The sequence below is a fragment of the Microcoleus sp. K1-B1 genome, from assembly GCF_036704705.1.
Lineage (GTDB): Bacteria > Cyanobacteriota > Cyanobacteriia > Cyanobacteriales > Microcoleaceae > Microcoleus.
On record NZ_JAUBSH010000043.1, the window covers coordinates 34,786 to 58,399 of the forward strand.

The window sequence follows — 23,614 nt, forward strand, 5'->3', positions numbered from 1 at the left end:
CATTCGCCAACTTTTTCTGAGACAGGTTCAGCGCTGGCCGCCGTTCTCCCACCAAATTACCGATCGCTGGTTTTTCTGCCCTAAGCCGTTCTCTTTTGAGAACCCTCAGAAGTAACAAGTATAAAGCTATTTATATTTTACACCTTTTACAGCTTTTAGGAGTCAGTCACCACTCTCAAGATATATAGCAATCCTTCCAGGAGTCGTAATTTTTTTACCCCACCCCAACCCTCCCCGAACCCGCAGAGAAAAAGTAAGAAATTCACAAGTGATGCGAGAATTGCTATATGGAGTCAATTTAAAATCTCAAATAGACTAATTTACTTTAAATTCCTTTGAGGAGCGATCGCCAATCCCGACAGCGTTTCAGGTAAATGCGAGCTACATGATCGCTGGGATTTGTTCGCAAACACTCTTCAAATAATTTTCCCGCTTCTCGGAATTCCTTGCGATCGCACAGTAACATAGCTTCATTATATACAGACAAATTTGCTAACTTTGCCGACAAACTTTCCGGCGGATCTGCATCAAATACCTCATATACTACGACATATTGAGATTTTCCTTTTACCTGTACTTTATCCACAATCCTAATAGCATAATCTGTTGGATTTCGCAACCGTTCCAAAGTCTGCTGAGAAATTAACAAAGGTACGCCGTAATCTTTGGTCAATCCTTCAATGCGAGATGCTAAATTAACAGCATCGCTAATCACAGTGCTGTCCATTCTGCTTGTACCCCCGACTGTCCCCAGCATCAAAGAACCCGAATTGATGCCAATGCCAATTTGAATCGGGACGTAGCCGACGCCTTGACGGTATTCGTTATAATTCTTCAGGATATTTAGCATTGCAATACCCGCTTTCACTGCATCATCGGCAAAGTCACTAAACAAAGCCATAATTGCATCGCCGATGTATTTGTCAATAAACCCGTTATTTCTAGTAATCGCAGGCTCCATCCGCGAAAGGTAAGCATTGATAAATTTAAAATTTTCTTGGGGAGTCATAGTTTCTGAAAGCGTCGTGAAGTCGCGAATATCCGCAAATAGCACCGACATTTCTTGCTGCACTTGGTCGCCTAAATGGACATCTATAATACTTTCATATCCCAACAGATTTAGAAATTGGTGCGGCACAAATCTACCGTAAGCATCAGTTAAGTCTGATTCGGCATCCAGGGATTTTTCTAAATTTTGGTTGAGGTCAAATAGTTTCTTAATAAATAAATGGCGATCGGCTTCAGCTTCTTTACGTTCCGTGACATCTTGAAAAACTGCGATCGCAAAAGCAATTTTGCCACCCTCGTCAAAAATTGGCGTTCCCCAAATCTCAAGGGGAACTTTCTTGTCGGCTTGATGAATTTCTAGATCGTCAGCCGTCGCGTTTTCGCCCCTCAAAGCTCGGACTATCGGCAAATTCTCGAAAGGGTAAATAGTCTCAGTTCCTGCAATATAAATTTGATAACTTTCTGACAAATCCTCAACTGAATTTAACGGCAAAACTCCTTGACCGAGTAACTGCTGTCCGGCGTGATTTACGTAGTAAGGTCTGCCTTGAGAATCCAGCACAAGCACACCTATGGGAATCGCTTCGAGAAATTGAGCCAGCTTGATTTCGCCTTCGCGCACGGCCTCGAATGCGCGAGAGCGTAACTCAGTTTCAACCGTATCGGAATGTTCAGCAGTAGTTTCCAGCAAGATTTCCAGATCCGCTTTTTCCTCCTTCAAGTCTTCCACTTGCTGGCGCAATCTTTCTATCTCTAAAAGTAGCTGTTCTCTAGATGGTTGTTCTTCCAGCATAACTCGAGAATTTGCGCCTCGACTAACAAAAAATTGCTTAACATCTCGCACCCTAAAATTAATCGTGTTTTTATAGAAATTCCAACTGCAAACCAGGCATTAGGCGCTGAAAATTCCTCAAAGATTTACCGTGCCAAGCTATGCTTTGAGAGCCTTGTACCGCCATTTGCACCCTGGCTGTTTTGCGGATCTCGATAATAAACTTCGATAGCATATTGATGCCAGAACTGTTCAAAAATTCTAACTGCTGCAAATTGAGGGTAATTTTCGTCGGTTCCAAGTCGGCAACTTTGGTCAGAAACTGCGCTATCGGCGCGTACTCTGCAGGCCCGCTCAGCCTTAGAGATCCAATCAAACTCACGGTTGCCGTTGCTGGATCGTAACAGATCTGGTAATCTTCTGTATTAATTTCCATAGCCACAAAAAAAAGTCTCTTAGATATTATCGATCGCCAGCGTGGCTTATACTGTTAATTGCACCATAGTTGTGACCGCAATTACTTCCGGGTCTTTGTGCACAGTCTGGAATTTCCAGCCAAGTTTGGCGGTATAATCGGTGAGCATGGTCAACAAACCCAATCCAGAATTGGTACACTTGTCGTCAGCAGCATTTTTTTCCAGCCGCTGAATGTAAAGTTCCCTCGGTTCGGAGGTCAGCAACTGGTGAATATAAGCCTGAAACTTGTCCACAGCTTGGGGAGAGATGCTGTTACCAACTGAGAAAATCACTCCGTCACTCTCTAATAGCAGTTTAATATCGATCGGGTAATCCGAGGTTTCATCATTAAACTTCATGGCATTTTCCAATAACTCGTTGGCAATGTAGCTAACAGCGCTTTTTATTTCAGCTTGTCTTTCAATTGTCGAGGGATCATCTTGGTTGCCCGGAAAAAAAGTTATCAAGTAGTCAGCCAAAAAATCCGCCGACAAACCGTTGTTCCGCCACCGCTGCTTGAGAGGAACCGAACTGGGAGAAAATCCAATTATTAAGTATTCTTGGCTAGCGGGCTGCTCGATGAAATCGCCGAAAATCTGAGTCATACCGATGTGAGAGCTAAAGTTTGAGATGAGGGGGATCATTGAATATATTTTAAACTTTAGAAGGGATCAGCAAGTAATTATTTTTGTTTCAGTACCAGCAATGTGATGTCATCAAAAACTTTTTGTTCGCCGATGTGCGATCGCACGTCCTTAATTACAGCGTGCCTAATTTCGGTAGCCGAACGCTGCCAATTAATCTCTATTACCTCTATTAACCTATCTAAACCATAAAGCAGTTCATCCATATTTTGAGCTTCCGTAATCCCGTCAGTGTACAGCACAACCACATCTCCTGAACGCAAATGCACAATTTTCTCTGCAACAAATTCAGCAATATCTGCATCCAGCCCGATCGGGAAACCCAAATCGATTGTATCAAACCTCTCTACACAACCGTTACACCGCACAACAATCATTTCTTCGTGCTGGCCGCTCAACTTCAGCATCCCCTCCTCATAGTCTAGCAAGGCAAGGCTAGCATTTTTATCGGATTTCATCCGCTGCACGTTATCGTAAATTACACTATTAATAGCACTTAAAAATTTCACCGGATCGGATTCATTATAGGCGAGCAAAGTTCGGACAGCGGTTTGAACCATAATCATTAAAACGCCGCTCTCCAATCCGTGTCCGGTAACATCGCCAATGCCGATTTTTACTCTACCTTTGTGCTGGAGTACGTCGTAATAGTCGCCCCCCACTTCCTCAGCAGCCTCCATAAATCCCGCAATATCTAAGCCGACAACTTCCTTAAGTTCTCGCTCTTTTGGCAGCAGCATCTGCTGAATCTTCCGAGTAACGTCTAGTTCAGCGCTCATTCGCATATTTTCAGCTTTTAGGCGATCGTTGAGAACAGTAATTTCTTGATTTGCAGCAACTAAGGCATCGGCAATCTTGTTAAACGCACGCACAACTTGCCCCAATTCATCTCTGTTATCCAAAATAATTTTCTGGGTAAAATTGCCATCAGCCATCTTTTTTGATGTTTCGTCAAGAACAAATACAGTTTGCATAACTGCCCTGTAAAAAGACACAAATAGATAAATGACTATAGCTAATATTATCAACACTAAAATAATAATTAATTGTTTTTTATTAACAAAAGCAGCAATCCGATACTGAAGAAGAAAATTTAACTCATTTACCGTTTTATCTCCGAGTTTAAAACTGGCATTTAAAGCCAAATTGCTTCCAGTGATGTAGGCGTAATATTTTAGTGATACACTTTGATATATTGTTTGATCTAGTTGCTTAGTTAGCTGCTTAACCAGAGAGTTGAATTTTATTAAATCCTCTGTTAATGCCGAGCGCAGATTACCCTGATGATTATTGCTAAATGCTACCTCCATATTAATTGCCAAATCATCATTGATTTCTCTCAATCGGCTGGAAAGAGTAATTAGTTGCGCTCTTTCTTCTGGTGTAGCATCGGCACGCAGGCTGATTTTTTGAGAAATAAGCCTAATCTCTGACAAAATTTTTTCCATTTCTGGAAGCTGACGCAAAGTAGCATTTATTAAATAATAGGTATCCAAATCTGGGTCTGAAATCAGATTGGAAGTATCGCCGACGCGAGCACTCAGTCTATCAATGTCTGTAGCTAAACGTTGATAGACAAAATCGTAAGTTTCTAAACTCCACTGGCTGCGGCGAAGTTTAAAATTTTGCCAATCTTGATAAATCTTATTAAAATTTTCACTGGACATTAATATATTTCCGAGCTGGCTATCTGTATTGGCTAGGGTTTGAAAGTTCTTGTCTATCTTGGCTTCTAAATCGTTTCTGCCTTCTGAAGTGCTTAAATTAGGATTTAAAATCTGATAATTTAACAGTTGAAGTTTCGGTATGTATTCCCTCAACTGGCGCAGCGATCGCAGGTATTCATTACCGTAGATTTCTTTTTGAGTAAAATCGACCCTGCTGTTGATTTCTGAAATCAACAGGTACATGACCAAGGTTAAGGGTATTGCAAATAGAAAACCGATCAGGAGAAATTTTTGAGGATAACTCAGCCGATTCATTAAATGGATTGCCAGGGATTTCCTGTTCATAATGGATAGATGTCAACAAAATTATACTCAAAAAGTAGCCTTTGCTACTAAAGTAGTTGCGAGGACGCTCGCTCGATAAAACCACAATACTAATACAATTAATCAGCGATAGCTGATTTAATTTCTAATGCGTTTTCGTCCTGTTGCAACAAATTTTGAGGCATCCCTGTGATATCCTTGGCTCAGCTCGCCTCCCACAGTCTAAAACACGTTTAGCAGTTTTGGAACGCAGAATAGTAATTTGTACTGAGAGTTGGGGGCAGGATTAGAGGCTTTTAAGAATATTTACTTAAGCATAAATTTTTCTTAATACCCTGAGACAAAAAGTAAAAATTAAGTAATAACTGGGTAGTGCAAGTTTCCTGAAACACAACTGCAGGCGGCGAGTAGAAAATACTTGCGCCGCACGCACCAGCAGTCAAATCGGTTCTGCACAAAGGAACCAATAGCACCAGCAATAGTGTCTAAGTAAGTATCTGCAGTTGAGTGTTCAGGAGCGATCGCGCATTGTGTAAAGTGAGGCAGAGGGCATATTATGAAAAGAATCTCCAAAAATAAATTTCAAAAAAATAAAAACCGAGACCAAAAGCAGCCCAATCCTGTAATCTTGGCTTTGGTGCTGACAGGAATTCTGGTATGGGAAATGTATCCGGCCCTAAGACACACCGCTGCGGCTAACGCGGGTGCTCTCAAAGATTCCCTGGCCCAGTTGGAAAGGCAACAGCAGCAAACCGCGCAGCAATTTTCCTCAGCCGCGGTGCCCCAAAACATCAGCTATTCGGTATTGGCACTTAATACTCTCACTTCCGAACCGGGGAATTTGGCCGAGGGTACGCGCAAAAATCCCCCGAACAAATTGCCTGCAACCGTAGCAGAAGCAGTTCGCCGAGAGTTGTCGGACTCCACTGGCATTGCTGCTGACAAGTTGAAAGTAACTGAATCAAGCGGACAAAGTTGGCCGAATACTTGTTTAGGACTCTCGAAAGCGGATGAAATTTGCGGTCAAATGATTGTCGAAGGTTGGCGGGTTGTGGTTTCTGATGGTAGGCAAACTTGGGTTTACCGCACTAATGCTAGGGGAAATATCTTGCGTTTGGAAAAAAAGTTAGCTAGGTAAATATACCCCTGGGAAATGAAATATAAGTTTCCTTTTGGAACAGGCAAGATGCCTGTTCCACAAAGAGTGAGTTTTTTTGTGGGCTTCTGGGAACAGGCAAGATGCCTGTTCCACAAAGAGTGAAGTTTCTTGTGGGAAGTTTCTTGTGGGCTTCTGGGAACAGACAAGATGCCTGTTCCACAAAGAGTGAATTTTCTTGTGGGTGGTTTCTTGTGGGCTTCTGGGAACAGGCAAGATGCCTGTTCCACAAAGAGTGAGTTTTTTTGTGGGTGGTTTTTTGTGGGGAGTAGGGGTTGGGCTTCTAGCCCGCCCCTTGCCTTAATTTGGGATTTGGTTTCTTTCGATGATGCCGCCGCCCAATAGCACATCGCCGTCATACCAAACAGCGGCTTGTCCGGGGGTAATACTCAACTGCGGTTCGTCAAAAATCAACTTAACTCTTGTACCGCCGACTTTTTCCTCTGCTTGGGAGGATTCTACAGGAATAATTGTAGCCGGGACGGGTTGCGATCGATATCTAATCTGTACCTGAGCCCGAATCGGAGCCGTCGGCGCAGCCACAGAAACCCAATTCACTTTCTGGACTGTACATTCAGATTCTACTGCCAACTGTCGATCGCCCACAATTACCCGATTGCCAGCAGCATCGAGTTCAATCACGTACAGCGGTTCCGGTGCAGCAATTCCGAGTCCCTTCCGCTGGCCGATGGTGTAGTGGTGAACGCCGTCGTGCTGTCCAAGCACCCGCCCTGACTTGTCCACAATGTCACCCTTTTGCGGCGCAATGTACTTATCCAGAAAAGCCCGCATCGAACCGTTACTTTCCACCAAGCACAAATCCTGACTTTCCGGCTTATCAGCAGTTGTCAAGCCAAATTCCGCCGCAATTTTGCGAGTTTCTGTCTTGGTAATTTCCCCCAAAGGAAATTCTGTACCCGCCAACAAATCCTGTGTTAGATCGTACAAGAAATAAGACTGATCTTTCGCAGGGTCGATCGCCCGCAGCAACTGATAGCGACCAGTAGAAGCATCGTAAGTAATCCGAGCGTAGTGGCCTGTAGCGATTTTGTCAATTCCGAGTTCTTCGCGAGCAAACTTAAGCATCGGCCCGAACTTCACAGTTTTATTGCACTGCGAACAAGGCAAAGGCGTAACTCCTGCACTGTAACCCTCCACCAAATAATCGACAATACTTGCCTGAAAGACCTCGCGGCTGTCAACAATGTGGTGGGGAACGCCCAAATCTTCGCAAATTTTAGCTGCATCGACCATTCCCTCAGAGCAGCACTGACCTTTGCCCTTCATCAACCACAGCGTTAAACCCACCACTTCATATCCCTGATGGTGTAAAATTGCGGCTGCTGCGGAACTATCGACCCCGCCGGAGAGGCCTACAACAATCTTGTTCATGGTTGGGGAGAAATTGCTATTTTACTGTTACTTTGTTCGATCGAGCTAATTTATTATACCACAAGTATACTACAACTTGCCACTGCTGCTGTTAGCTGAAATTTTAGCATTAATATGACCATTCAAAAATTTGTTGTCACCGCCGACCAAATGCGGCAAATAGAAACGAGAATTTTTGCTGCTGGAATGCCAGTCGCAGCTTTAATGGAAAAAGTCGCGGGACTGATTGCTAGACGCATTCAGGAGCTTTTGAAGGCGGAAGGAAGTTCGGCAAGCAGTGTACGGGATTTAACGGATAGAAGGAAGAGGGAAGAAGGGAAAAATCTTGTTAATTCTCAATTGCCAGTTATCGGCGTATTGGTTGGGCCCGGACACAACGGCGGCGATGCTTTGGTTGTTGCCCGCGAATTGCACTTTCAAGGGTTCCAAGTAGTTATTTACTGCCCGTTTTCTAAACTCAAAGAACTAACAAAAAATCACGCTGATTATGCGCGTTGTTTAAATATTTCATTTAGTGACAAAATTGAAAATCTGAAAAACTGCACTTTGCTCGTAGATGGTTTATTTGGCTTTGGATTAGAACGAGAAATTAATAACGCTACCGCAGCAGCTATTGACGAAATAAATAATTTAAACATCCCAGTTTTAAGTATAGACATTCCCTCGGGAATTCATACAGATACCGGAGAAGTTTTGGGGACGGCAATCCGGGCAAAACATACATTATGTTTGGGTTTGTGGAAAATGGCATTTCTGCAAGATAGAGCGTTAGAATATATTGGCAGTTCAGAATTAATTGATTTTGATATTCCCGCCGCAGATATTGCAGCAATATTGGGTGAAACGCCAGCAATACAACGCATTACAAAAGCCTCGGCAACTCAGCATTTGCCGTTACCCCGATCGCCAATTTCGCACAAATACACCAACGGTAACATACTAATTATTGCAGGTTCCCGCCGCTACAGCGGAGCGGCAATTTTGGCAGCATTGGGAGCAAGAGCCAGCGGCATCGGAATGCTGTCAATTGCTGTTCCTGAGTCGATTAAACCGATGTTGAGCAGTCAGTTGCCAGAGGCATTAGTTATAGGATGTCCCGAAACCCAAAGCGGTGCAATTAGCGAATTGCCCGTAGCAATTGATTTGAGTACCTATGATGCGATCGCGGCAGGGCCTGGTCTGACATTGGAAGCGGCAATCGCTGTAGAATCTGTACTGGAGAGCGATCGACCTCTGGTTTTAGATGCTGACGGTTTAAATATTCTCGCTCAACTCGGCACAGTCCCGATTTTGTCCGAACGCTCTGCACTGACAATTATCACGCCTCATCCGGGCGAATTCAAGCGTTTATTTCCCGAATTAGCCGACGAAACCGGCGATGATCGAATTGCGGCAACTCAAGCAGCAGCTCAGCTTTGCGGTGCAACGATATTGCTCAAAGGAGCCAGAGTGTGCATAAGTTGGAAGGATGAGGGCGATTCCCTACGGGATAGCGACGCTTCACGTACCATCACCTACCTCAATCCCGAAAGCACCCCAGCCCTCGCCAGAGGTGGCAGTGGCGACGTTCTCACTGGCTTGTTAGGGGGACTGTTAGCAAGTGCGATCGCCCGCAAATCCCCCCCCAAATCAGTTGCTGCAACAGCAGCTTGGTGGCACGCTCAAGCCGGAATCATGGCTGCCAAAGAACGGACGGAATTAGGAGTAGATGCCTTTACTTTGACACAGTATTTAATTCCAGCTTTGCGAGAATTTTCTTAGCAAACAATCAACATGAGTTGGTAGAGTGCGTACCCCGCATCTTTGTATTGGGTAGGTGTTCACCGCGCACCTTAGCTCTTGGTTTGTATTGACAACGGAAGTCCTCATAAAAATATTACAAGTTGCATTCCTTACGACAAACCAACGGGTAACTCAAACCAGTGACACTCAAATGAGTGACACTCCAAAAAGTGACTGTGCATCCACAAATCCCACCAGTTATACCTGAAATATCAAACACCAAAACTTAAATATTGAGAGGAATCACATTATGTACACCGAAGAAAGAAGCTTGAACAATGAAACTATGGCTCTCGTCGCCGATACTACTGCTCAATCAACTCTGGCATTTGCTGAAACCACTGGAGTAAACAAACCGACTTTGCAAAGGGGTTCAACAGGTCAAGCTGTCAAGGAACTACAACAGCTTCTATATCATTGGGGTTATTATTTCGGGTCGATTGACGGTATTTTCGGCGTCCAAGTTCAAAACGGGGTCAAAGGCTATCAACACCGCGTCTTTTTAAAAGAAGATGGGATTGTCGGCCCTCTCACTTGGGAAGCACTATACTCTGGTGCACCTGTGAATATGCCGATCGTCATGAAGGGCAGTTCTGGTAATGCTGTTAAAATTGTTCAGAATGTCTTGAAAATCAATGGATACTATTTCGGATTCATTGACGGATTATTCGGGCCGATGACAGATGTAGCAGTGCGACAATTGCAACTGAGCATGGCTTTACCGCAAGATGGAATTGTCGGCTACAGAACTTGGCACGCCCTCAGCAAGTTACCGCACTAATTACGGGTTGGATTAATATCTATTCCGGTTTTACTCAGAAATGACTGTTGACTGTTGACTGTTGATTGTTGACTCGATTTGATGATTCTGATGCAACCGGAAAGGATATCACTTTCTGTGATGGCAAAAAATCGGTAGCTCAATTAGGGATTTAGGCTTTGCCTAAGTCCCTAATTCTCGTTAAGGGTAAGGCAGCGCGCGGGAAGGGCGATTCCCTGCGGGATAGCTTCGCTTCACGCAAATTATGTTACCGTTCCTGGCGATGAAAAATATTCTTAACTTTGCCGTGTTTATTTGTTACTATATCTTAGGAAATTGGGAGCCACAATCCGGTTTATTTTTCTTCTGATTTAGTTCTAAAGAGTTGCACTCAGAAAATTATGATTCAGATACTTACCTAACAAGACTTACCGATGGGAGGCTTATTCCCGGTTTCTAGGAAAAATCCGAGGTTTATTAACGATAAATATAGGAAGAAACCGGGTTTTTAAGCCAAGCGCACGCAAGTCACGAACTAGCCTTTGATGAACTTTTCTAATTTGTGAGCCATTTTTTCGACAATTCCCTCCGAAGTATCTGTCGCCGATGCTTCAGCTTCAATACGCTTGACCACATCATCTGAAAGATTCAGCAACTGCACTAATTTTTGATAAGCTGCGGCTTCTTCAGCGTTAATTTTTGGTTCGTCAGGAGTGCGAGAACTAGATGAAATCACTTCATAGCCGAGTTGTAGGACTAATTCCCTTTCATCTTGAGTTTCTAGTTGACCGATCAACTCGTCAAGGGGGATATTTTGCATGATGTAATCCCGCAGTTCTTGTTGCATTTGTTGCCCGTCGGTATCTGGGGCAAACAAACGACAAAAGCTATCGAGCATTAAATTAACTTCTTCTGTGGCGAGTTCGCCGTCAGCCCAGGCCATAGAAGCAACAATTCTCAGCAGATTCATTTGGCGGGGCGTAATTGATGGAGGAGGTGGGGTTTGCATAATCAAAATTGGTAATTGGTAATATTAATTCCGGTGCAAGCGGAATTATTGTTGACTGTTGACTGTTGACTGTTGACTGTTGACTGTTGACTGTTGACTGTCAGTCGAAAAATTGAATGATAGTTGAGTATTGACTGGTGATTCAATTTTACCAGGAGGATGCTAGCGGAATTGGGAATTGGGAATTGGGAATTGGGAATTGAGCTTGATTTTTTCTGGTCTTTTCTTTCCTGTTCACCTTCTTTTATGTCACAATTTTGATAGAGGAACTCCCAGCCATCCAGTAAAGTTTTGTTTCTGAATAGCGGTGGGCTTTTCCACCGGCACGATCGAGTAACGCATCGGGCGCGGCGGGGCGAGAGTAACAGGACAAGTCCGCAGTTCGTCTTGGTGAAAAACTGTCACGGAGACGATATCCCCAGGCTTGAAATCTTTTAGTCTCTCGCCCGCTTGTTCTACATTTACCCGAAAACCTTCGATCGCCAGCAACTCGTCTCCAGCATCAATTCCGGCCAATTGTGCCGGAGATCCTACTTCGACAAATTTAACCATTTCCCGTCCGTTTTCCGTTCCCAACGTCCAACCGATGCGAGGTATTTCGCTAGTTTCACCTGCGGTGAGTTCTAGCCCGAAAGGTTCCAGATACTTGTTGTAAGGCAACTCTTCTGTGCCGTCTATATAGCGGGCAAAAAAGTCGCTCAAATCAATGCCGGCGACGGACTCGATCGCACTTTGCAACTCTTCGGGAGTAAAGCCTATTTCTGCTGGCAGCGAAGGAGAATTTAAGTGTCCGTTTGAGGTTAAATGCGCCGATTTGCCGTCTGTTCCCGACTTCAGGTCAAAATCGCCGTTTTGGGCCGCATTAGCATTGCCAAACTGCTGCCACATCAAACGCATCACATCGTCGAGCGATCGCTCATTGCCGTGTCTGGCTCGAATCAACAAATCGAGCAAAAACGAAACAACTTCCCCTTTCAAATAATAGGAAATCTGCGAATTATCGCTGTTAGCATCCCGGCGATAAAGTTTAATCCAAGCATCCCAGCTCGACTCGCCCAGAGGCTGCACCTTCCGCCCCGCAGTCGTCTGCAAGCGAGTAATTTCCTTAGCCATACCTTGGAAAAAACCTTTCACGTTGTAGAGACCCGCTCGAAAAGGAATCACCAAATCGTAATAACTGGTAGTCCCTTCAGAAAACCATAAAGAAGGAGTATAATTCTCTTTTTCGTAGTCAAATACTTCGAGAGCTTTCGGTCGAATGCGCTTGACATTCCACAGGTGAAAAAACTCGTGAGCTACCAACTGAATAAAGCGTTCATACTTTTCCTTAGCCCGAAAACCAAAACGCGGATAGTTGAGAGTGCAGCTCTCCTTGTGTTCCAAACCGCCAAAACCAGAGCCGGACAAATGCAGGAAAAACACATAGCGTTCGTAAGGCAAACCGCCGAACATTTTTGCCTCGACTTCGATCACTTTTTGGATATCTCGAATCGTGCGATCTGGTTCTAAATTGCCTTTTCCCCAAACAACTAGCTGGTGGGGTTTTCCCATCACTTCAAACTCGTACACTTCGTGATAGCCAATCTCAAAAGGACTGTCTACGAGAGTGTCAAAATCCGCAGCAGCGAAAGTAAGATTTTTCTCAGAAACAGGTGGCAAAGTCGTAACGGTGCGCCATTCGGGCTGCGGTGGCACAACGGTTACGGTGTAGCAGTTGCTCTCAAAACCGGGCAAGAAAAAGCACAAAGCCGCCGGATTGAAATAACCGTGAGTCGAGTCTAAATGATTGGTTCGCACTGTCAGTTCGTTGGCAAAAATGCGGTAGAAAACAGTGACATCTGACACCGAATTTGTCTCGATTTGCCAGTGATTTTTGCTTTTTTTGCGCCAAGGTAAAGCACGCGCGGCGTAGCTATCCTGCAGGGAATCGCTCGCCTGGGCTCTAAAATCTTGCAGGTGGCGGGCGTACTCTCGAATTAAGTAAGAACCGGGAGTCCAGACAGGCATTTTTAAATCCAGAACCGGCTCCGACCAACCCTGCACGCGCAAAGTTACTTCAAAGAGATGGGATTCAGGATTGGGCATCGCCACCGAATATTGAATTGTCGGTGCTGTTAGTTGCCCCTCACGGTGGCCGGCAGCGGACGAGGTATCCAAAGAAGTAACATCAGTCATTGACTTGCCAAATTAATCAAGTGCTTGAGGTTGATCAAATGGATAGTTTGGTGGTCTGGATCGATATTGATCCAACCTTTACTATCGAGTTTTTCCATAATTTTGCTGGTTTCATCTAGGGTGATATCTGTCACATCAGCTAAGTCTTCATAAGGAATATTGAAGATATCTTTGCCCTCAGCAGTTTTCTGACCGTAGTTTTCTGCCAGCTCGACTAAAGTATTTGCTAGTTTAACCGCTGGCTGGCGGTTTCGGAGTTGATAGCGGAGATTGGTTTGGCGGAGTCGCCGTACCATCAGTTGCAGCATCCGGTGGTGCAATTGCGGGTCTTTAAACAGGGTTTGGATAAATCGCTGAGCTGTGACGCTGAGAAGTCGCACGGGCGATAGAGCAAGTACGTCATTCGATCGGGGAGATTCGTCCAGAATGGCCATTTCGCCGAAGAAGGCACCCCGTCCTAAAATAGCCATTGATACAGCTCGATCGTTTGACAAGCGGCGGACTTTTACCCAGCCAGACACGACAAAGTAAATCGCGTTGCCCCAAGAATCCTCCATCACCACAGCTCGGCCTGGGGGATACTCATGCTTGACGGCATTTGATAGCAGCCCTCCCAAGGTTTCTGGGTTAGCACCCTTAAATAGAGGGAACAGCTCACTGAAAGCTTCTGTCTTCATGCAAACTCGCGGAGGTGGGAAATATGATTAGGCGACACCCAACAGCTAGGGAACGATCGATGTTTGGGAACACAAACAATCCGTTGCTCCTTTAATTGATGATAAGGGTGCAGAGGCCCGGTTCACGTAAAATTGGTAGATTCTTTAATCTTAAACGGGTTTACAAGCCTGCCACTGCCTGTTGAACTTTACCCAACAGAGGTTCTATATAGTCCGGCCAGCCGATCGCGATTGACTGGGTGTGGGCCAGAGTTTCCGGCTCGATCGCATCTTTACTCCACCTCAGCGGTTGACCTTGCAAGTCGCAACAAACCAATCCGGCTGCTTTTGCTAAAGCCAGAGGGCCGGCGGTATCCCACACTTTAACTCTGCCGTTGAGATACAGGTACAAACCAGCTCGACCGAAGATAACTTCCATCACTTTTAAGCCAAAGCTGCCCAGCGAGTAAAATTCGGCTCCGGGGATGCTTTGGGCGATCGCCTCGGCGTAGTTTTTCTGGTCTTTGTCTCCGAGAATAATTTTACAATTTTCCGCTGTCGGAGCCGGGGGTTTGCATAGGGCGATCGGCTGCGGCGCTTGAGTTCCCACACTTTGGAACAATCCCCAATCTTTGCCGCCAAAATACATTTGGTCAAAAGCCGGGGCGTAGAGCCAGCCGGCCACCGGTTCCCCTTCCAGCAGCAGCCCCACCATCGAAGCGTAGTGCAGTTTTCCCCGAATAAATTCTTCAGTCCCGTCGAGGGGATCGATGCACCAGAGGCGCTGGTAATTAGCTCGGTAAGCTGCTCTGGAGGCGCTGTTTTCCTCGGTAATCCTGCCGTCTTCAGGAAACAAAGCGCTAAATGCTGCCGATAGTTGTCGGTCTAGGTATTGATCGATACTCGTCACGTAGTCGTTGGGCCCTTTCTCGGAAACTTCAAAAGGTTGGGCTGCTAGCTTGTAAGCTTCTTGACCGCACTCGCGCAGGGTGTAGCGAATTTTTTGGTCTTGCTCTGGAGAAATATACATGAGGTTAAACATAAATTTTTTAGCTAACTTCAGCATAAAAGCTTAAGTCCTTGGAATTGATCGGCGCGTGTCACTGTTTTTGATTCGTACAGGATTTGCGCGCCGGTGCCGAGAAACCCGGTTTCCTAACCATCAGCACCGTTGCGATACAAGCGCCAGATAGGATTGGTGGAGATCAAAAAAATTTACACATTAAGGAGAACCCCCCAAATTTATCTGTAGAGTAAAATCTAAAATCTAAAATCTAAAATTTAAAATCTAAAATCTAAAATCTAAAATCTAAAATCTAAAATTGACTGACAGATCACACTAGCATTTTCAACAGCAGAGGATAGAATTTTCTGAGGTTAGATAATTTGTGCCTACACCAGGATAACTATAAGGAGAATAGTTTGAAATACCATTTGGCATTAGGTCGAAAAATAGACCTAGATGGAATTGACCAGGATGCAAAACTCGGCAAATGCCCTCGCCACGTCCTGGGAGCCCTCAGAGACCGCTTAAATGCCACTGTCCACGCCCCGGATGGCGAAGCGATATCGTTGAGCGACAAGCTGCGATCAAAAATTTCTTCTAAACCCGAACATTGGGCCGCCGCCCGCAAGTTGTCCAAGCAAGTCAGCAGCGACGACGTGATATTTTGTACGGGCGAGGACATTGGGATTCCAGTGGCGGCGGTGTGTGGCCAATTGCCCGATCGCCCGAAAATTGTTGTATTTTTCCACAATATCGATCGGCCGCGTGGCCGCCTCGCCCTGAAACTATTCGGTTTGGCTGACAAAATTGACGTATTCATGGTCAACGCCCGCCCTCAAACAAACTTCATCCGTAGTTATTTAGCTATACCTGAATCGCGCATTTTAGTGCTGCTAGAACAGACAGACACCCAATTTTTCACACCGGGCCCAGTTTCTGGCGAGAAAAAGCGGCAAACAGTTGTTAGCGTCGGATTAGAGAAGCGGGACTACCGACTCTTAGCAGCAGCAACTGCTGACTTAGATGTTGACGTAAAAATTAGCGGTTTTTCTAAAGATGCCAAAGCTTTATCGCAAGCTTTCCCCGATACTATGCCAGAAAATATGTCCCGCAAATTCTACGACTGGCCAGATTTAGTGCAGCTTTACCGCGATGCAGACGTAATTGCAGTTTGTTTGGTAGACAATAAATATGCTGCTGGAGGTACGGCTTTACTGGAAGCAATGGCCTGCAAGCGGCCGGTCGCCATTACTCTGACTCAAGGTCTCGTCGATTATTTAGCGGCTCCGGATATTGCTAAAGTGGTAGATGTGGGAGATGCAGCCGCTTTGCGGGAGGCGATCGTCCATTTGCTAAAAAATCCTCAAGAAGCTGAATCTCAAGCGCAGCGGGGGTACGAAAGGGTTGTGAACCAGCACAGCAGCGAACGTTATGTCGATGTTTTAGCCCAGAAGTTGCGATCGCTTTAATAATAATGTAGGGTGCGCCGAGGCGCACCCTACATCACGTTCGCAGGATGCACAATGCACACCTTACTGATATAGATAAAAAGCCCAACTATTTATTACCTAAGTCATATTTTAAAAATCATGAATTATGAGTTGCAGTTCCTAATTAAATCTCACAGCAGTTACTTACCTACTAAATAAACCGAGTTTTAAAAAGATAATCGAAAGCCTTAAGGAAGTATTTTCTTTCATCAAACCCGGTTTCTGTGCCTAAAACTGTTTCACACAAAACTCCGAAATCAAAACTATTAAGATTCCCGTCCACTCGCCCACTTGTCCCGCCATTTCACAGTCCCTTCCGAAACTAAAACCCAGCGGCGACAAACCAGATTTTCTCGCAGCGGCGACATTCCTTCCCGTAGCAGCGCATACTTATAAGAAATCAACTTCCCCGCACTTTCATTAAAAGGAATTTCCCCAAACCAAGTATTAGTATTGATATACTCCAACGGGTAGCCCTTACTAATATCCCAATTCCCCAATTCAGGACAATCTCCAATCACCACAATTCTTTCCCCAGGCTGAGTTCTAACGCTGTTAAGCTGCGCCCGCACAATAGTTTTCGCCTTAACTCGCTCTCCGACGCGGCTAAAAATCATTACTTCCCGCGAACCCAACTCTAAGTTGTACAGCATCCCATCTTTAACTTCAAACTTACGGCGCGATAAAACCTCCGTATGCTCTCCATCAGGCAGCTCAGTATCAACCTCTTTAATTGTAACAGCATTGCCACGATTCATCGCTACAAACACCACGGAATCGCGATAGCGGCGCACGTAACAATAAACGTCAGGAGTTAGATATTTTTGCCACTGACTCCCCATAGAAATAGCTGGATTCAGCCGCCGCAATCCCGACAGTAATCGCACAGCTCGGTAAATCGGCGAATCAGTATCCCACTTTTCCATCATCGGGCGGTTGTACGGGTCATTTCCCCCATCTGTATCATCGTGCAGATACTGTTCGGTGCCGTAATAAATGCAGGGAATGCCGCGAGTCGTCATAATTAAACATATCGCCAAATTCAGCATTTCTGGATCGGGATTCAACGACTGAAACCTCGGCATATCGTGGTTGTCAATAAAAGTAATCAACTCCGTCGCCCCGTAGTAGCGGTGATCCAAATTCAGGACATCTTGGACTAACTTAAATCCCGCGCCCGCACCCTTTCCCAATACTTCTCGAATTGCCACACACAGACCAAAATCTAAAATAGTCATCCCCGACTCGTTGGCAAATTCCACAGAACGATCGTTTCTAGGGTCGCTGTAAATCCATTCGCCAAAAATGAAAACATCAGGTCTGTGTGTTAAAATGTCAGCATTAAATTCCTGCCAAAACCAAATAGGCATATGCTTGACTGTATCAACCCGCAAAGCATCAACACCTCTGTCCAGCCATTGTTTAATTGCTGACTTAATGTAATTCCGGTAGGCAATATTATTTTCGTTGAAAGTTGCTAAACCAGAAAGTTCGCAGTTTTGGACTTGCCATTCATCTTCCCAGTTTTGGACTTCGCCGTAGTGGTGATACCAGTTATCTTCATCGTCGTTAAAGTCAGCTATTTTTACGCCGTCATCGTAGAGTTCCCCTTTTTTACCGCTAAAATCTGGGTTGCTGTGATTGCAGACAATATCGAGCACGAGTTTCATGTTTCGCTGGTGCAACTCGTGTACTAATTTGTCAAATACGGTATCTTTAGTTTCTTGTGTTTGGTTGATAGAAGGATTGTCGCCTGTGGCAATAAAGCGGGGATTTAGTCGCTTAAAATCTTTAGTCCAGTAGCCGTGAATTGCAGCTTGTTCGACAAATAATGCTTCAACTTGCTCGAACAGTGGAGTCAGCCAAACTGCGGTAACTCCCATATCTTTTAAGTAATCGAGTTTGTCGATAACTCCCTGCAAGTCGCCGCCCCAATATTTTCCCCAATCTTTCCCTTCTGGATCGTAAAGTTCTGGGTTGGGGCCTTCGTTATTTTCGGGGTCGCCGTCGTAAAAGCGATCGACTACAATGAAATAAATTGTTTCTTGTCGGAATTCAATATCTCTGGTGTAGAGGAATTCTAAATCGAGTTCGCTTTCTGGCTTAACTTCTTCTACCAGAGACTCAATTTTTTCTTCTGGTTCGCTAACTTCGTATTGAGAGGAAGTTTGATTGGGAGTGACTGATGTCATGAGATGTATTTTTTTATATTGTAAGATTGGTCAGTTATTCGGAGCTAGAGTCGGAGATAGCTTTCCCCTCTGACTGACTTTTACAGCATCATACGGAATTTACTGGTTTAATGAAATCTTCCTTTAGAGAGAGGGCAGACTCATCCTTAAGGATTATGTGGATGAGAGTTAATATTTGCCATCATTCTCAATCAAAGAGGCAGAGACTCAAAAACCTGCGCTACCAGGCTGATCCTAGTAGCGAGAAAAGGTGTACTAATTGTGCGATCGCACTTTTTCCCTTCCTTTCTATTCCTGCCACAAGTTTTGGATATTTTCAACGCTCAAACCAGTAGTTTGACTAATGGTTTGATTGTCAAGGACATTGAGAAGTTGCCTAGCAATTTCTAGACCCTTTTTTTTCATTCCTAGCGCGACTCCTTCTTCTCTGCCTTCTGCGATGCCTTGTGCGATTCCTTTTTCAATTCCCTTGAGCAAGACACCCTGCTGATCGAGAATAAACATTTCGCGTTCTTCTAAATCTGCCAACTCCTCTGGATTCAAATTAGTTTCATTGGCAATCGCAAAGGCTTGCTGTATTTCCGATACTGTTTCCATTGTTGACGGCACTATTTCCAAGCTGGGAGCATTTTTCATAAAATAAATCTACTTGTCATTCCAAGTTTCTAACTCATCCAATTGTTTATTGAATTTTGGCAATTCGATAAATATTAGTTCAATCTCTGGCTCGACATAATCAAATAAACGCTTTTTCTCCTTGAAGACAAAAGGATAAATTACTTCTTGGTCATGATCAAACATTTCAAAATCTGTAATTGTCAAAGCAATTACAGGTTTTAACTTAAAGTAACCTTGACCGCGAATCAGTTGAAAAGAACGATCGCCCTACATCTACCCCAACCCTAGCTAACTACAGCCACCGCAGACTCTGGCACCTGAGAATGCTCCACCCGAAAAACATTTGCGCTCAAATTAGCAACAACTTGTTTTCCCTGCTGCGTCAGTTCCAAATAGCCGATCGCATCCTTCACATACCGATAAATCACATTCCAATAAAACTTCGGATAACCATCCCGCAACTCCCCCGGATTTTGATAGCCTAAAACCCGATTTTGCCCAATTTCCTCAAACTCGTAAAACAGAGCCGCAATCTTTTGCAAATATCGCGGATCACTCAACTGACCAATTAAATCAGCAGCCCGAACTAAACCCGGATAATTTACAGTATCTTGATAATCTTCATCTGCAGGAACTGGGAAACGAGTCAGCTCAATATTATGCTTAACCAGCTCAGCATCAATCAGTTTATGACCGCCAAAACGCTCGTCAATAAACATTTTTCCGCGATCGACATGATAAGGCATCAAACTAGCATCCGTCGCCCCCGGAGGCAGCGTTAATTTCAGGTCGCCTATTCCCGTCGCATACAGTCCCAAATCTGTTCTATCTTGCCGGCAAACACCTTTAACATACCCAATATCGTGACATAGCAAAGCAATGTGGAAGTGCAGCCAATCTTCGCAGGAAACACCCCCTTCGCGGATGTGCTTCCCACCCAGAATTGCTTGTCCCACCAAAGTCACTAAAATAGTGTGTTCGACATTATGGTAAAGAGCATCGCTATTAGCAATATTTTCTAAAGCCATACTCGCCACCCAAGCAATAATCTCACCATAGTCAGATTTAAACCCGCCATAAGTGTGGCGGTAGCCTTCAATCAGGCGATTGACAAAAGCCTTAATCAGCAGTTCCGTTGCGTTAAACATATTCACTTCCCTGAACCCACGTAGATTATTAAATTATTTTTATAGTTATTGTTTTTCCTGCTACCATTTGATGTTATTTTTGGCTTAAGCGCCACGATGGATACCCACTCCTATCGACAGGCATCCATTGATATTATCAACAATTATGGCTTAAATTATGGCTCTCGCAACTACCAGAGCGACAGACCCCATAAATAATTGATATCAATGGGCGATCGAGGTATGACACCCCTCAATCAGTAGTACAGGGTTACATCTTCGCCGCATACCTCAGTCGATTTTAGATTTTAGATTTACTCCACAGATACATCTGGGAGTTGGAACTAGGATCTAAAATTTTGGGTTGCCCACCACTGTTATCGGAAACTTGTATCTGTTTTGGCTGACCCCGCCCAACAACGAGAGCGAGCGAAAGCGTAACCCTATTAATTCCTCATACACAGGATTAAGCTTGCACATAGGCGGTATGTAGAAAAGATGGTGTTCCCATAAGGGAATATCTCTCTCACAGAACACCGTGCGAGTATAAGTTAGCACACCACTGAGTTACTGATAGCTCTCCTACTGCTATGCTATCGAGCCACTGTCGCACTTGTTGCACGAGCCGATCGCAAAAAGTTAAGTCTTGGCACTGATTTTCCGGGAAAATACTTGTAGTCAAGTTCATGATTGATCTCAGTAATCATTACTAACAAAAACTTATGAATCACCCGACTTAATCCTCAACGAAACCCACTGTTGCTCCGGTGACGTGAATAAGTTTTATGAGTGACACTCACAGTCGCAAAATGTGATGCGAAAAGCTAGTATTTGTGATTTAAAACTCGCTAAAGTGTGAGATAGATCACGCCCTCTGTTCCCTCCAGAATGTATATTTAGATAGATGGCAATAAGATAAGACAGAATAACTGGCCGCCCTCCCTCGCAGCTCCCCTCTCCCATCATCTGCGATCTACTACTCTGTATACTTACTAATATAAGGTTTCAGGCAATGATTAAACAAAAACATAAATATGCCGACCTTGCTCAACTCCCTCACACCGATACCGTGCTCCAAAAACTCCCTGCAGAAGTTAAAGAATGGGCCCAAAGCTTGCCTTGGAACCAACGGCGCTATGTCTTATCCCTCTGCTACATATTGTGTGCATCTACTCCCGACTTGCAAGCAGAATTTTTAGATAATTATACAGCCGACGGTTTAGTCTCAAAAATGTTTGAAGATGTAGATACTCTACACCGAGTCAAAGAGTATTTAATCAGATTTCGGGTCAAAAAACAATTAAACGAATCAGATTTAAGAAGCTATATCAAACAATTTTATATCCACTCAGCTCAACAATCGCGCCGAGAAACTGACCAATATTTAGAATCTGCACTCCGCTTCGTCTTGAGTACAGAAGAACGCAATAATGTTTTTAACTACATTTTGGGCTTTGAATTTATTAAAATTGTGTTTCAAATGAGCTGGTTGCAACACGAAAGATTAGCGAGACTGCAAAAAAATCAGTCGCAGTTTATTGAAACCTATATCAAGCCGATTCAACACGCACATAGAATTAATGGCATAATTCTCCCCAAAGATGAGAGAATCTTTTTTGCCAGACGCACTTATTACGTTCAACTACCTAACATTTCCTACAGAAGGCTAATTGAGTTAGTCATGGCAACTTTTACTACAGAAATGGTCAGTAATTGCGGATTTTCAATCAGTCGCCACTCTCAAGCTCTGCGTTTTGACTGCGATTACATTTATGATCCAGAACCAGAAGAAGAAAGATTTCCTACTGACTTGCAATTTATTCATTAACTTGACGCAATAAGGTGTACCCTACGTTGCTTTTTTCTCTTTACTTTTAGTTGCGCTTTGGAAACAGGATAGTTTTTGAATCATGGGACTTCTAGTCGGCCAGTTAAAACTGAATTTTTCAGCAAGATTTTATATAAAATGGGATGGCTCCATCAATTAACCTTCCGCTTGCATTTCTTCAATGTCAAACCAGCTAACTATCACTCCCGCTAGCGGAATCGCCAGAAATATACCTAAAAGTCCTGCTGATCTTGCCCCGACTAACAGTGCAAAAAATACCACTACTGGATTGAGGTTAAGGGAATTTTGCATGAGTCTCGGATGAATAAAGTTGTCTTGAATTTGCTGCAAAACAATGCAAGCTGCCAATACTTTTAAAGAGAGCCACACATTTTGAGACAATACAATAAAACAAACTAAGCTAATCCCCAGCGTCGCTCCGATCCCTGGAACTAAATCAAACAATCCGATAATAAAGGCTAAAATCAAGGGAAATTTCACATCTAACAGCAGAAAAATTAAAAAACTTGCTGTTGTCAAAAATAACATTAATAGGATTTGTGCCTGAAAAAATCCTAAAAAGTTTTTCTCTATTGTTATACTTAAACGCCTGTGCAGGTGTCTAGGTATAAATTTGAGAACTAACAGCCACAGCCTCTCTCCATCAAGTAACATGAAAGAAGCCACTATCATAATTAATATTAAATTCAATAAATTGGTTAAAAATACTTGTAAAAAAGCAATACTCGATACAACTCCAGCCAAAGCTTGATTTCGCAGTTGTTCTTCAATAACTCGCAGGTTAACTTGCAGGTTTCTTGCCCGCAGGAATGCTTCGATGCGCTCAGACAGAGGCGCCAGAGCATTCACAAATTCAGTCATGCTGTCAATTAATTGCTGTCCTTGAGATAAAAGAGCGACCCCTACGGTGATGGTGAGACCGCCAAAAACTAAAATGGTGAGCAAGACAACGAAGGCGACAGCTAAACTTCGCGGTAAAAATCTCTGGAGAGTTCGCACCGGATAGTTGAGCAAAAAAGCCACGAGTGCAGCAATGGTGAAAACCGCGACTGCTGTTTCAAAGTAAGCTAAAAGTTGCAGTCCAGCCCAACCAGAAGCAAATAAAAGCAAAAACCGGACTAAGGCTAAATTGCTTAGCATATTCCAAAAATTGGGAGGGGTTCTTTCTTGCTCTTTCACAGGTATTTTTAGGGGTTAATATTAGAGCTCAAAAATATTGCAGAGCCCTCTTTTAGAATCGCACCCAAGATATATGTGTGGCTATCCCCCTCAAGGCAGAAAAAGGGAGCATCTCATATTTGTAAAAACACTTCTTCTGGCTCCTTCCTTCTTCCTCTTTCCTCGCAGCAAGAGAGCCTCGCAGCCTCGGTTCTCAAAACTCCAATTTCTAGCGGAGGGCTGCTTTCATTGAGATGCTCCCCAGAAAACAGATGTAGAACTGAGGCAGGAGTAAGGGGAGCATCCCGATTTTGTAAATATCCCAATAAATGATATAATTTTACATTTTTTAAACCAACGGCTTCCCCAAAAA

At 44.1% G+C, this 23,614-nt stretch carries 22 protein-coding genes; 5 read left to right on the plus strand and 17 right to left on the minus strand.

The window, feature by feature from the left end:
- Positions 1-325: 325 nt before the first annotated feature.
- The 4 genes from QUA83_RS17020 to QUA83_RS17035 form a co-directional block, all read right to left on the minus strand.
- Positions 326-1,801 (minus strand): adenylate/guanylate cyclase domain-containing protein, encoded by a 1,476-nt coding sequence (locus QUA83_RS17020; RefSeq protein WP_333294552.1) that lies wholly within the window; start codon positions 1,799-1,801, stop codon positions 326-328.
- A 70-nt stretch (positions 1,802-1,871) separates the two neighbouring features.
- Positions 1,872-2,216 (minus strand): slr1659 superfamily regulator, encoded by a 345-nt coding sequence (locus QUA83_RS17025; RefSeq protein WP_333294555.1) that lies wholly within the window; start codon positions 2,214-2,216, stop codon positions 1,872-1,874.
- Positions 2,217-2,262: 46 nt separating this feature from the next.
- On the minus strand, positions 2,263-2,841 hold the full coding sequence (locus tag QUA83_RS17030; RefSeq protein WP_333294558.1) for a DUF6272 family protein: 579 nt from the start codon (positions 2,839-2,841) through the stop codon (positions 2,263-2,265).
- Positions 2,842-2,918: 77 nt separating this feature from the next.
- Entirely contained in the window at positions 2,919-4,892 is a 1,974-nt protein-coding gene (locus QUA83_RS17035) for a PP2C family protein-serine/threonine phosphatase (protein WP_333294561.1), read from the minus strand.
- Positions 4,893-5,427: 535 nt separating this feature from the next.
- On the opposite strand from QUA83_RS17035, the gene QUA83_RS17040 reads away from it, so the two are divergent.
- A complete protein-coding gene (locus QUA83_RS17040; protein ID WP_333294564.1) occupies positions 5,428-6,009 on the plus strand; it encodes a hypothetical protein in 582 nt (193 codons plus the stop codon).
- A 318-nt stretch (positions 6,010-6,327) separates the two neighbouring features.
- Here the strand turns inward: QUA83_RS17040 and mnmA are convergent, their stop codons facing one another.
- Positions 6,328-7,419 carry a tRNA 2-thiouridine(34) synthase MnmA gene (gene mnmA / locus QUA83_RS17045; protein WP_333294567.1) on the minus strand — a complete coding sequence of 364 codons (1,092 nt, stop codon included), beginning with the start codon at positions 7,417-7,419 and terminating at the stop codon, positions 6,328-6,330.
- Positions 7,420-7,533: 114 nt separating this feature from the next.
- On the opposite strand from mnmA, the gene QUA83_RS17050 reads away from it, so the two are divergent.
- Together QUA83_RS17050 and QUA83_RS17055 are read left to right on the plus strand one after the other, a co-directional pair.
- Positions 7,534-9,180, plus strand: a complete 1,647-nt coding sequence (locus QUA83_RS17050) for an NAD(P)H-hydrate dehydratase (protein ID WP_333294570.1) — start codon at positions 7,534-7,536, stop codon at positions 9,178-9,180.
- Between the two features lie 271 nt (positions 9,181-9,451).
- Complete coding sequence (locus QUA83_RS17055; protein WP_333294574.1) at positions 9,452-9,982, plus strand: peptidoglycan-binding protein; 531 nt, start codon at positions 9,452-9,454, stop codon at positions 9,980-9,982.
- Positions 9,983-10,496: 514 nt separating this feature from the next.
- On the opposite strand, the gene QUA83_RS17060 is transcribed toward QUA83_RS17055, so the two are convergent.
- From QUA83_RS17060 to QUA83_RS17075, 4 genes are all read right to left on the minus strand, one after another.
- Positions 10,497-10,970: a TerB family tellurite resistance protein gene (locus tag QUA83_RS17060; protein WP_333294576.1), complete on the minus strand. Its 474-nt coding sequence runs from the start codon at positions 10,968-10,970 to the stop codon at positions 10,497-10,499.
- Between the two features lie 249 nt (positions 10,971-11,219).
- Entirely contained in the window at positions 11,220-13,145 is a 1,926-nt protein-coding gene (locus QUA83_RS17065) for a M61 family metallopeptidase (RefSeq protein WP_333294579.1), read from the minus strand.
- The gene (locus QUA83_RS17070; RefSeq protein WP_333068980.1) at positions 13,142-13,822 is read right to left on the minus strand and encodes a Crp/Fnr family transcriptional regulator; all 681 of its coding nucleotides are present in this window, start codon (positions 13,820-13,822) and stop codon (positions 13,142-13,144) included. Before QUA83_RS17070 ends, QUA83_RS17065 begins: the two co-directional genes overlap by 4 nt.
- Positions 13,823-13,982: 160 nt before the next feature.
- On the minus strand, positions 13,983-14,843 hold the full coding sequence (locus tag QUA83_RS17075; protein WP_333294582.1) for an inositol monophosphatase family protein: 861 nt from the start codon (positions 14,841-14,843) through the stop codon (positions 13,983-13,985).
- 380 nt (positions 14,844-15,223) lie between these two features.
- Here QUA83_RS17075 and QUA83_RS17080 point away from each other — a divergent pair, with 380 nt between their 5' ends.
- Positions 15,224-16,276: a glycosyltransferase family 4 protein gene (locus QUA83_RS17080; RefSeq protein WP_333294586.1), complete on the plus strand. Its 1,053-nt coding sequence runs from the start codon at positions 15,224-15,226 to the stop codon at positions 16,274-16,276.
- A gap of 287 nt (positions 16,277-16,563) precedes the next feature.
- Here the strand turns inward: QUA83_RS17080 and QUA83_RS17085 are convergent, their stop codons facing one another.
- From QUA83_RS17085 to QUA83_RS17105, 6 genes are all read right to left on the minus strand, one after another.
- Positions 16,564-18,489 (minus strand): alpha-amylase family glycosyl hydrolase, encoded by a 1,926-nt coding sequence (locus QUA83_RS17085; RefSeq protein WP_333294588.1) that lies wholly within the window; start codon positions 18,487-18,489, stop codon positions 16,564-16,566.
- A 288-nt stretch (positions 18,490-18,777) separates the two neighbouring features.
- Entirely contained in the window at positions 18,778-19,125 is a 348-nt protein-coding gene (locus tag QUA83_RS17090) for a hypothetical protein (protein WP_333294590.1), read from the minus strand.
- A gap of 9 nt (positions 19,126-19,134) precedes the next feature.
- Entirely contained in the window at positions 19,135-19,356 is a 222-nt protein-coding gene (locus QUA83_RS17095; RefSeq protein ID WP_333294607.1) for a PD-(D/E)XK nuclease family transposase, read from the minus strand.
- 35 nt (positions 19,357-19,391) lie between these two features.
- Positions 19,392-20,255, minus strand: a complete 864-nt coding sequence (locus QUA83_RS17100; protein ID WP_333294591.1) for an Npun_R2479 family HD domain-containing metalloprotein — start codon at positions 20,253-20,255, stop codon at positions 19,392-19,394.
- A gap of 330 nt (positions 20,256-20,585) precedes the next feature.
- On the minus strand, positions 20,586-20,792 hold the full coding sequence (locus QUA83_RS30600) for a Mo-dependent nitrogenase C-terminal domain-containing protein (protein WP_445301785.1): 207 nt from the start codon (positions 20,790-20,792) through the stop codon (positions 20,586-20,588).
- Positions 20,761-20,922 carry a hypothetical protein gene (locus QUA83_RS17105; protein WP_333294593.1) on the minus strand — a complete coding sequence of 54 codons (162 nt, stop codon included), beginning with the start codon at positions 20,920-20,922 and terminating at the stop codon, positions 20,761-20,763. The genes QUA83_RS30600 and QUA83_RS17105 overlap by 32 nt, the downstream gene beginning before the upstream one ends.
- A gap of 324 nt (positions 20,923-21,246) precedes the next feature.
- On the opposite strand from QUA83_RS17105, the gene QUA83_RS17110 reads away from it, so the two are divergent.
- The gene (locus tag QUA83_RS17110; RefSeq protein WP_333294595.1) at positions 21,247-22,062 is read left to right on the plus strand and encodes a cobyrinic acid a,c-diamide synthase; all 816 of its coding nucleotides are present in this window, start codon (positions 21,247-21,249) and stop codon (positions 22,060-22,062) included.
- A gap of 156 nt (positions 22,063-22,218) precedes the next feature.
- Here QUA83_RS17110 and QUA83_RS17115 read toward each other — a convergent pair whose 3' ends face one another.
- Positions 22,219-23,262 (minus strand): AI-2E family transporter, encoded by a 1,044-nt coding sequence (locus tag QUA83_RS17115; protein WP_333294597.1) that lies wholly within the window; start codon positions 23,260-23,262, stop codon positions 22,219-22,221.
- Positions 23,263-23,375: 113 nt separating this feature from the next.
- Positions 23,376-23,614 (minus strand): hypothetical protein (locus QUA83_RS17120; protein ID WP_333294599.1); only part of this gene is annotated, 239 nt, incomplete at its 5' end.